This is a genomic window from Erythrobacter sp. HI0063 (assembly GCF_001635685.1).
Taxonomy (GTDB): Bacteria; Pseudomonadota; Alphaproteobacteria; order Sphingomonadales; family Sphingomonadaceae; genus Qipengyuania.
Genome location: NZ_LWFF01000352.1, coordinates 1 through 7,371, shown reverse-complemented (window position 1 = coordinate 7,371; position 7,371 = coordinate 1). Strand labels below are relative to the sequence as shown.

The window sequence follows — 7,371 nt, the reverse complement described above, 5'->3', positions numbered from 1 at the left end:
GTGCGTCGGCATCCGGTCCGCATCGGGGTCCATCGCGAACCATTGCTTGCGCCCGTCCATCGGAGTGCGCCCGTCGCGCATATCCTCGACCAGCCAGACGAAGCGTTCGCTGGCGATCTGGTTCAGCGCCGGGCCGGGCCCTTTAGCGATCGCGGCGGCGAGCGCTTCGTGGCCGTAATCCTTGGGCATCAGGCCTTCCGCACCGATTCCGTCGATGAATTTTGCAAGCGCCTGCGCCTCCGCCAGGGACCATTCGCCGACCAGAGAGGGAATTTCCTGCACCACTTCGCCCGAAACCATCTCAACGTCACCGAAGCTATCGGCGACGCTGGGCTGAGCGGCTTTGGATTGCGCGGCCTCGGGCCTGGAAGCGGGGGTAGGTGCGACCGGGCGCGGCTGCTGGGCCTGCATCTGCGTATAGTCGGGCATCGCTCGCTCGACCTTGGCGGGTTCGGGCGGAAGCAGGTTTTCCGGCCCGCTCGATTGCGCGGATACGCCATTCGATACGAGAGCGAACGCCGCCAAGGCGATGCCCGCCGTTCCTGCCTTCAGACTGCGCATACCCATCTCTTTTACCACCATCTTAAGCGCCCCTGCCCCGCCGGTCCTAATGCCAGACGAAGCGTTCGGCGCGCGAATATCCATAGCGAGCCTGTATAGCTCGTTTCGTCCTCGTTCTCTACTGCCATGGCTGACTGGTGCCTGAATTTGCGCTTGCCCGGCGCGGAGCCGCGGCCCATCCGCGCACCATGCCGTCCCCGCGCGCCTATCGGCCGATCCTTGCCGCTCTTGCAGGCGTTGCGGCCCTGGCGCTGATGGATGCGTTCATGAAAGGCGCCTCGCTCGCGATCGGGGCCTATAGCGCGGCCTTATTGCGCTCCGCTCTGGGCCTCTGCCTGATCGCACCGGTATGGCTGGCGGCGGGCGGGCGCTGGCCGGGCAGGCAGGCGCTGCGCCTGCATCTGGTGCGCGGTGTGGTCTCGGCGTTCATGGCCCTCAGCTTCTTTTTCGCGCTGACCCGACTTCCCATCGCGGAGACCATCGCGATATCCTTCTTCGCGCCGATCCTGTCGCTTTATCTCGCCGCAATCATCCTGAAAGAGCGCATCCGGCGCAGCGCCATTGCCGCCGGCCTGTTCGGACTGGCAGGAACGCTGGTGATCGTGGGCGGCAGGATCGGGCGCGAGACGTTTAATGACGGGGCCGCCGCAGGCCTTACGGCGATCCTGTTTTCGGCGCTGCTCTATGCTTACAATCTGATTCTTGCGCGCCAGCAGGCGCAGACCGCCGGGCCGCTCGAAATCGCCAGCTTCCACAGCGGAGTCGGCGCGGCGGTGCTGGCGCTCGGCGCGCCGTGGCTGCTTGCCTTGCCGGATGGCGAGACGTTTCTCGCGATCGGAGCCGCCTCGCTCCTGACCGTATGTGGGGCCGCCGTGCTGGGATGGGCCTATGCCCGCGAAGAGGCGCAAGTTCTGGTGCCGATGGAATATTCGGGTTTCCTGTGGGCCGCCCTGTTCGGCTGGCTGTTCTTTGCAGAGACGGTCACGCCAACTGTGCTGGCGGGAACCGCGCTGATCGTTATCGGGTGCGCCATCGCGACACGGCGCGATAGCAGAGCTGGCTCGACTTAACGGTTCTGAGTCGCTTTCGCTTCGGCGGCGACCGCCGGATCGCCGGAAAAGCTCGCCGCCGCCGCGAAACAGGCCGCAACGCCCAGCGCTGCCGCGACTACCACAGCGCGGATCGGCGCGCGGCGCTTTGCATGCGGTTTTGCAGCCTTCGCTTGCGGCGTGGCAGCAATCGTGTCGGAACGCATTGGTAATCTCCCCGGGGCGCCTCGTTCGAACCCATCCGAGATGATGGTTTCGAAGCGTATGGCTGCCTTCATTATGCCATAATTACCGATAAGCACCAACCCAGGTTCCCGATTGTTCCCTCCGCAAGCGCCCACCCTTGCAATTCGGAGCCTTTTCGCTCACGAGCGCGTTACATTTTTGCCTCCCCGCATTCGGGTGCAGGCTCCGAACAGAAAGGACCAGATCCGCATGACCCAGGTCGGCCAGGATACGCTCGCAACCCGCTCCACTCTCACCGTCGGTGGCAAGGACTACGCCTATTACTCGTTCGAGAAGGCGGCGGAGAAATTGGGCGACGTGTCGCGCCTGCCCTTCAGCCTGAAGGTTTTGCTCGAAAACATGCTGCGGTTCGAGGATGGCGGCTTCACCGTTTCGACCGACGATGCGCAGGCGATCGCGGACTGGCAGAAGAACCCGGTCACCGGCAAGGAAATCCAGTACCGCCCGGCGCGCGTCCTCTTGCAGGATTTCACCGGCGTCCCCTGCGTGGTCGACTTGGCCGCGATGCGCGACGCGATCGCCAAGCTCGGCGGGGACACTGCCAAGATCAATCCGCAGGTTCCGGTCAACCTCGTCATCGACCACTCGGTGATGGTGGATGAATTCGGCCATCCCAAGGCCATGGAACAGAACATGGAACTCGAATACGCCCGCAATGCGGAGCGGTACGACTTCCTCAAATGGGGTTCGAAGAGCTTCGAGAACTTCTCCGCTGTGCCTCCCGGCACCGGCATCTGCCACCAGGTGAACCTCGAATATATCGGCAAGGGCGTCTGGTCGACCAACGACCCTGACGGCAACGCGATCGCCTATCCCGACACCTGCGTGGGCACTGACAGCCACACCACGATGATCAACGGCCTGGGCGTGCTTGGCTGGGGCGTCGGCGGGATCGAGGCGGAAGCGGCCATGCTCGGCCAGCCGATCTCGATGCTGATCCCCGAAGTCGTCGGCTTCAAGCTTGAAGGTGCGCTGGCCGAAGGCGTGACCGCGACCGACCTCGTTCTGACCTGCGTGCAGATGCTGCGCGAAGTGGGCGTGGTGGGCCGTTTCGTCGAATTCTACGGTCCCGGCGTGTCCAATCTCAGCCTCGCCGACCGTGCGACCATCGCCAACATGGCGCCCGAATACGGCGCGACCTGCGGCTTCTTCGGCATCGATGAAAAGACGCTCGACTACATGCGCCTCACCGGTCGTGACGAAAGCACGATCGAGCTGGTCGAAGCCTATTCCAAGGCGCAGGGCATGTGGTTCACGCCCGAGAACGAGCCGATCTTCACCGATACGCTCGAACTCGACATGGCCAAGGTCGTCCCCAGCCTTGCCGGCCCGAAGCGCCCGCAGGACAAGGTCGCGCTCCCCCAGGTGGACGAGCTGTTCAACACCGACCTCAAGACCGTCTACGGCAAGGACGAGCCGCGCCGTGTGGCGGTCGAAGGCAAGGACCACGATGTCGGCGACGGCGACGTTGTGATCGCGGCGATCACCAGCTGCACCAACACCTCGAACCCCGACGTGCTGATCGCCGCCGGTCTGGTGGCGCAGAAGGCCAACGCCAAGGGCCTGAAGCCCAAGCCCTGGGTGAAGACCAGCCTCGCACCGGGATCGCAGGTCGTCACCGACTATCTCGTGAAGTCGGGCCTCCAGACCGATCTAAACGCGATCGGCTTCGACCTCGTCGGCTATGGCTGCACCACATGTATCGGCAATTCCGGCCCGCTCGCCACGCCGATCAGCCAAGCGATCAACGGTAACGATCTGGTCGCTGCCAGCGTCCTGTCGGGCAACCGAAATTTCGAAGGCCGCGTCTCGCCCGACGTGCGCGCGAACTTCCTCGCCTCGCCCCCGCTCGTGGTCGCCTATGCGCTCAAGGGAACGGTGACCGAGGACATCACCACGACCCCGATCGGCCAAGACCGTGAAGGCAATGACGTGATGCTGGCCGATCTGTGGCCGACCAATCAGGAAATCGCCGACCATCGCGCCGCCAATATCGATCGCGACATGTTCGTGAACCGGTATGCCAACGTCTACGAAGGCGACGAGCACTGGAAGGCGGTCAAGGTCGAAGCGTCGGACACCTATCGCTGGAATCCGACCAGCACCTATGTCGCCAGCCCGCCCTATTTCGACGGCATGAGCATGACGCCCGCGCCCGTCACCGACATCGTGGATGCGAAGCCGCTGGCGATCTTGGGCGATTCCACCACGACCGACCACATCAGCCCGGCCGGTTCGATCAAGGAAGACAGCCCGGCAGGCCAGTATCTGCGCGATCACCAGGTCTCGAAGTCGGACTTCAACAGCTACGGTTCGCGCCGCGGCAACCACGAAGTGATGATGCGCGGCACCTTCGCCAATATCCGCATTCGCAACGAAATGGTCCCCGGCGTCGAAGGCGGCGAGACGACCTACAAGGGCGAACAGATGCCGATCTACGATGCGGCGATGAAGCACAAGGAAGACGGCACGCCGCTCGTCGTGGTTGCGGGCAAGGAATACGGCACCGGCTCCAGCCGCGACTGGGCGGCCAAGGGTACGATCCTGCTGGGCGTGCGTGCGACGATCGTCGAAAGCTACGAGCGTATCCACCGTTCGAACCTGATCGGCATGGGCGTGCTGCCGCTGCAATTCGCGGCGGGCGATACGCGCCAGACGCTGGGCCTCGGATCGGACGACAGCTTCACGATCAAGGGCCTTGCCGATCTGACGCCCGGCCAAGATGTCGAAGTCGAAGTGACGCGCGCCAACGGCGATACCTTCACCTTCACGGCCAAGTGCCGGATCGATACCGCGAACGAAATGGAATATTACCGCAATGGCGGCATCCTCCATTACGTGCTGCGCAAGCTGGCTGCGGACTGAGGCACGTTAGGCCCGCCCCCCCCAAATGGGGGCGGGCTCCGACACACTATCGAAGCAAAAACGAAAAGGGCGGCCTTCCGGTCGGGAAGGCCGCCCTTTTTCCGTTGGGAACCGTGAAGCTTTGGCGGATCAGAGCTTCGGCGGATCAGGCCGCCTTTTGTGGAGCGACCTTGCGGCGACGCAGGAGCGCGGCAGCTGCGAGGCCGAACAGGACCATCATCGGCGGCGCGGGCACTTCGGTCCCGCTCGACGTGCTGGTGCTGGTCGAACTGTTGGTGCTCGAAGAGGTCGAGCTCGACGAAGAGGTCGAGGACGAAGTCGAGCTCGAGGACGATGTCGAGCTGCTGGTGCTCGACGTGATATCGCCGGAAGTCGAAGAGCTGGTGCTGCTGCTCGTCGAAACGTCGCCAGAGGTCGAGGAACTGGTGCTGCTCGACACGTCGCCCGATGTGGAAGAGCTCGTGCTGCTCGAAACGTTGCCCGATGTGGACGTGGTGCTCGACTGATTCTGGTTCTGGTTTTGATTCTGGTTCTGATTGATATTGCCAGAACTCGTCACATTGCCGGAGCTTGTCGAGGTCGAGCTGGACGTCGAAACCTGACCGGTCGATGTCGAGACCTGGCCTGTCGAAGTCGAAACCTGACCGGTCGACGTCGAAACCTGGCCGGTCGACGAAGAAACCTGGCCCGTCGAGCTCGACACGTTGCCCGAGCTGGTCGTGCTCGAGACCTGACCGGTCGACGTCGAAACGCCCCCCGTCGTGGTCGACGATGAGGATCCGCCACTGGACGTCGACGTGGACGAGCCGCCGCTCGACGTCGAGGTGGACGAGCCACCGCTCGAGTTTTCGATATCGATGTCGATATTGCCATCGAAGCCGCCGGTCGACGTGGTCGTGGTAGTCGTCGTGGTGCTGCCGCCGGGCTGGCCATTCGACGAACTCGACGTGCTGGACGACGAGCTGCCATTGCCGTCCTGACCCTGCCCCTGGTTCTGGCCGAGATTCACGACGACACTCGTGCTGCCGCCACCGCCGCTCGATCCGAAGAAGCCGCCGAAGAATCCGCCGCCGAAGCCGCCACCGCCAAAGCCGCCGCCAGCCGAGGGGATGGAACGGGCAGCGGTGCCGCCACCGCCCAGCGGACGCGCTTCGGGAAGCGGAGGTACCGGAACCGGGGCGAGAGCCGCGCGATAGACCGGCGGGCAGACATTGGCGCCCTGATAGGTGGCTTGGGGGGATGAGGCAGGCACGCATTCGACCTGGCGCGGAATGACGCGCGCGGCGCGGGGCGGCGGGGCCGGACGCGTCGCGCGCGGGGTTGCCTTGGCCTGCTTGATCATCCGCGGCTGCGTCTTGGCGCCCTTCGCCGACTTGTAGCTCGGCGCATCCGTCACCGGCTTTTCGGCGACGTGGACGGCACCGCCGGCCAGCAAAGCACCGCCCGCCGCGGTGGCCGAAAGTTTTGCTAGGGCTGCTTTGACCGACATATGTGTCTTCCTGTTGGCTTCTCAGGCGCCAATTTGGTGGCCCTGCCGACTGCTATAAGATTCGCGTAATACTCGCTCTGCACCCTAAATGTAAATTTTCCTTTCGATTGCGAGTCCTTCTCCGGTTCGCGTCCCGAAACGGGACCGGGGTGACCGGAGATGTTAAGATCCCGGCGCGATTCCTGCCCTTACGCGGATTAATCTTCGCTTCCGAACATCTCGCCCTGAGAGCGCCCTCTTTCGACAGGCGACGCGAGGCCGAGATGCGCCCAGCCGCCATCGTTGAGACAGCGCCCACGCGCCGTGCGGGCGATCAGGCCGAGCTGGATCAGATAAGGCTCGATCACTTCCTCCACCGTGTCGCGCGGCTCGCTGAGCCCTGCGGCCAGCGTCTCGACGCCCACAGGGCCGCCCTTGTAGGTTGTACCGATCATGGTGAGATAGCGCCGGTCCATCGCATCGAGGCCGAGCGAATCCACTTCCAGCCGGGTCAGCGCATCGTCCGCCACCTGCGCCGTGACGGTCCCCTCGCCCAGCACATGCGCGAAATCTCGCACGCGCCGCATCAATCGCCCGGCAACGCGCGGCGTCCCCCGGCTGCGCCGCGCGATCTCGCGGGCGCCGCCCTCGTCGATACCCATGCCGAGCAGGCCTGCCCCGCGCGTGACGACGCGCAGTAGCTCGTCCTCGGTATAGAAATTGAGGCGCACCGGAATGCCGAAGCGATCGCGCAGAGGCGTCGTCAGCAGCCCCTGCCGCGTGGTCGCGCCGACCAGCGTGAAAGGCGGCAGATCGATCCGCACGCTCCGCGCAGACGGCCCCTCGCCGATTATCAAGTCGAGCGCGCGGTCCTCCATCGCGGGATAGAGCACTTCCTCGACCACCGGATTGAGGCGGTGGATCTCGTCGATGAAGAGGACATCGTTGGGTTCGAGATTGGTCAGCAAGGCGGCGAGATCGCCCGCCTTCGCGATCACCGGCCCGCTGGTGGCGCGAAAGCCGACACCCAACTCCTTGGCGACGATCTGCGCCAGCGTGGTCTTGCCGAGCCCCGGAGGCCCGAAGAACAGCACATGGTCCATCGCCTCCCCCCGCGCCTTCGCCGCCTCGACGAACACGCGCAGGTTTTCGCGCGCAGCTTTCTGCCCGACGAATTCGGCG

Annotated in this window: 7 protein-coding genes and 1 pseudogene; 4 read left to right on the top strand and 4 right to left on the bottom strand. The window is 64.4% G+C overall.

All coding sequences use genetic code 11. The features are described 5' to 3' along the window. Nucleotides 1-561, bottom strand: a pseudogene (locus A3736_RS16370) (L,D-transpeptidase); the annotation flags it as partial. Between the two features lie 137 nt (nucleotides 562-698). On the opposite strand from A3736_RS16370, the gene A3736_RS16365 reads away from it, so the two are divergent. After that, the gene (locus A3736_RS16365; RefSeq protein WP_233999462.1) at nucleotides 699-1,631 is read left to right on the top strand and encodes a DMT family transporter; all 933 of its coding nucleotides are present in this window, start codon (nucleotides 699-701) and stop codon (nucleotides 1,629-1,631) included. Here the strand turns inward: A3736_RS16365 and A3736_RS16360 are convergent. Further along, nucleotides 1,628-1,816, bottom strand: a complete 189-nt coding sequence (locus tag A3736_RS16360; protein WP_067685116.1) for a hypothetical protein — start codon at nucleotides 1,814-1,816, stop codon at nucleotides 1,628-1,630. The two genes, A3736_RS16365 and A3736_RS16360, sit on opposite strands and share 4 nt — an antisense overlap. Nucleotides 1,817-2,045: 229 nt before the next feature. Here A3736_RS16360 and acnA point away from each other — a divergent pair, with 229 nt between their 5' ends. Continuing rightward, a complete protein-coding gene (acnA, locus tag A3736_RS16355) occupies nucleotides 2,046-4,721 on the top strand; it encodes an aconitate hydratase AcnA (protein ID WP_067685120.1) in 2,676 nt (891 codons plus the stop codon). A gap of 145 nt (nucleotides 4,722-4,866) precedes the next feature. On the opposite strand, the gene A3736_RS18125 is transcribed toward acnA, so the two are convergent. Next, a complete protein-coding gene (locus tag A3736_RS18125; protein WP_233999463.1) occupies nucleotides 4,867-4,938 on the bottom strand; it encodes a hypothetical protein in 72 nt (23 codons plus the stop codon). A gap of 40 nt (nucleotides 4,939-4,978) precedes the next feature. Between A3736_RS18125 and A3736_RS18120 the strand changes: the two genes are divergently transcribed. Both A3736_RS18120 and A3736_RS18115 read left to right on the top strand, forming a co-directional pair. Continuing rightward, the gene (locus tag A3736_RS18120; RefSeq protein WP_233999461.1) at nucleotides 4,979-5,227 is read left to right on the top strand and encodes a hypothetical protein; all 249 of its coding nucleotides are present in this window, start codon (nucleotides 4,979-4,981) and stop codon (nucleotides 5,225-5,227) included. Between the two features lie 255 nt (nucleotides 5,228-5,482). Beyond that, nucleotides 5,483-5,701 carry a hypothetical protein gene (locus A3736_RS18115; RefSeq protein ID WP_067685112.1) on the top strand — a complete coding sequence of 73 codons (219 nt, stop codon included), beginning with the start codon at nucleotides 5,483-5,485 and terminating at the stop codon, nucleotides 5,699-5,701. A 706-nt stretch (nucleotides 5,702-6,407) separates the two neighbouring features. Here A3736_RS18115 and ruvB read toward each other — a convergent pair. Then, nucleotides 6,408-7,371: Holliday junction branch migration DNA helicase RuvB (ruvB, locus tag A3736_RS16340; protein WP_067685110.1), on the bottom strand; the 964-nt coding region annotated here is incomplete at its 5' end.

Excerpts from the sequence above, each read along its gene's own strand:
- acnA (WP_067685120.1), top strand. The coding sequence starts at position 2,046 with ATGACCCAGGTCGGCCAGGATACGCTCGCAACCCGCTCCACTCTCACC.
- A3736_RS16360 (WP_067685116.1), bottom strand. The coding sequence starts at position 1,816 with ATGCGTTCCGACACGATTGCTGCCACGCCGCAAGCGAAGGCTGCAAAA.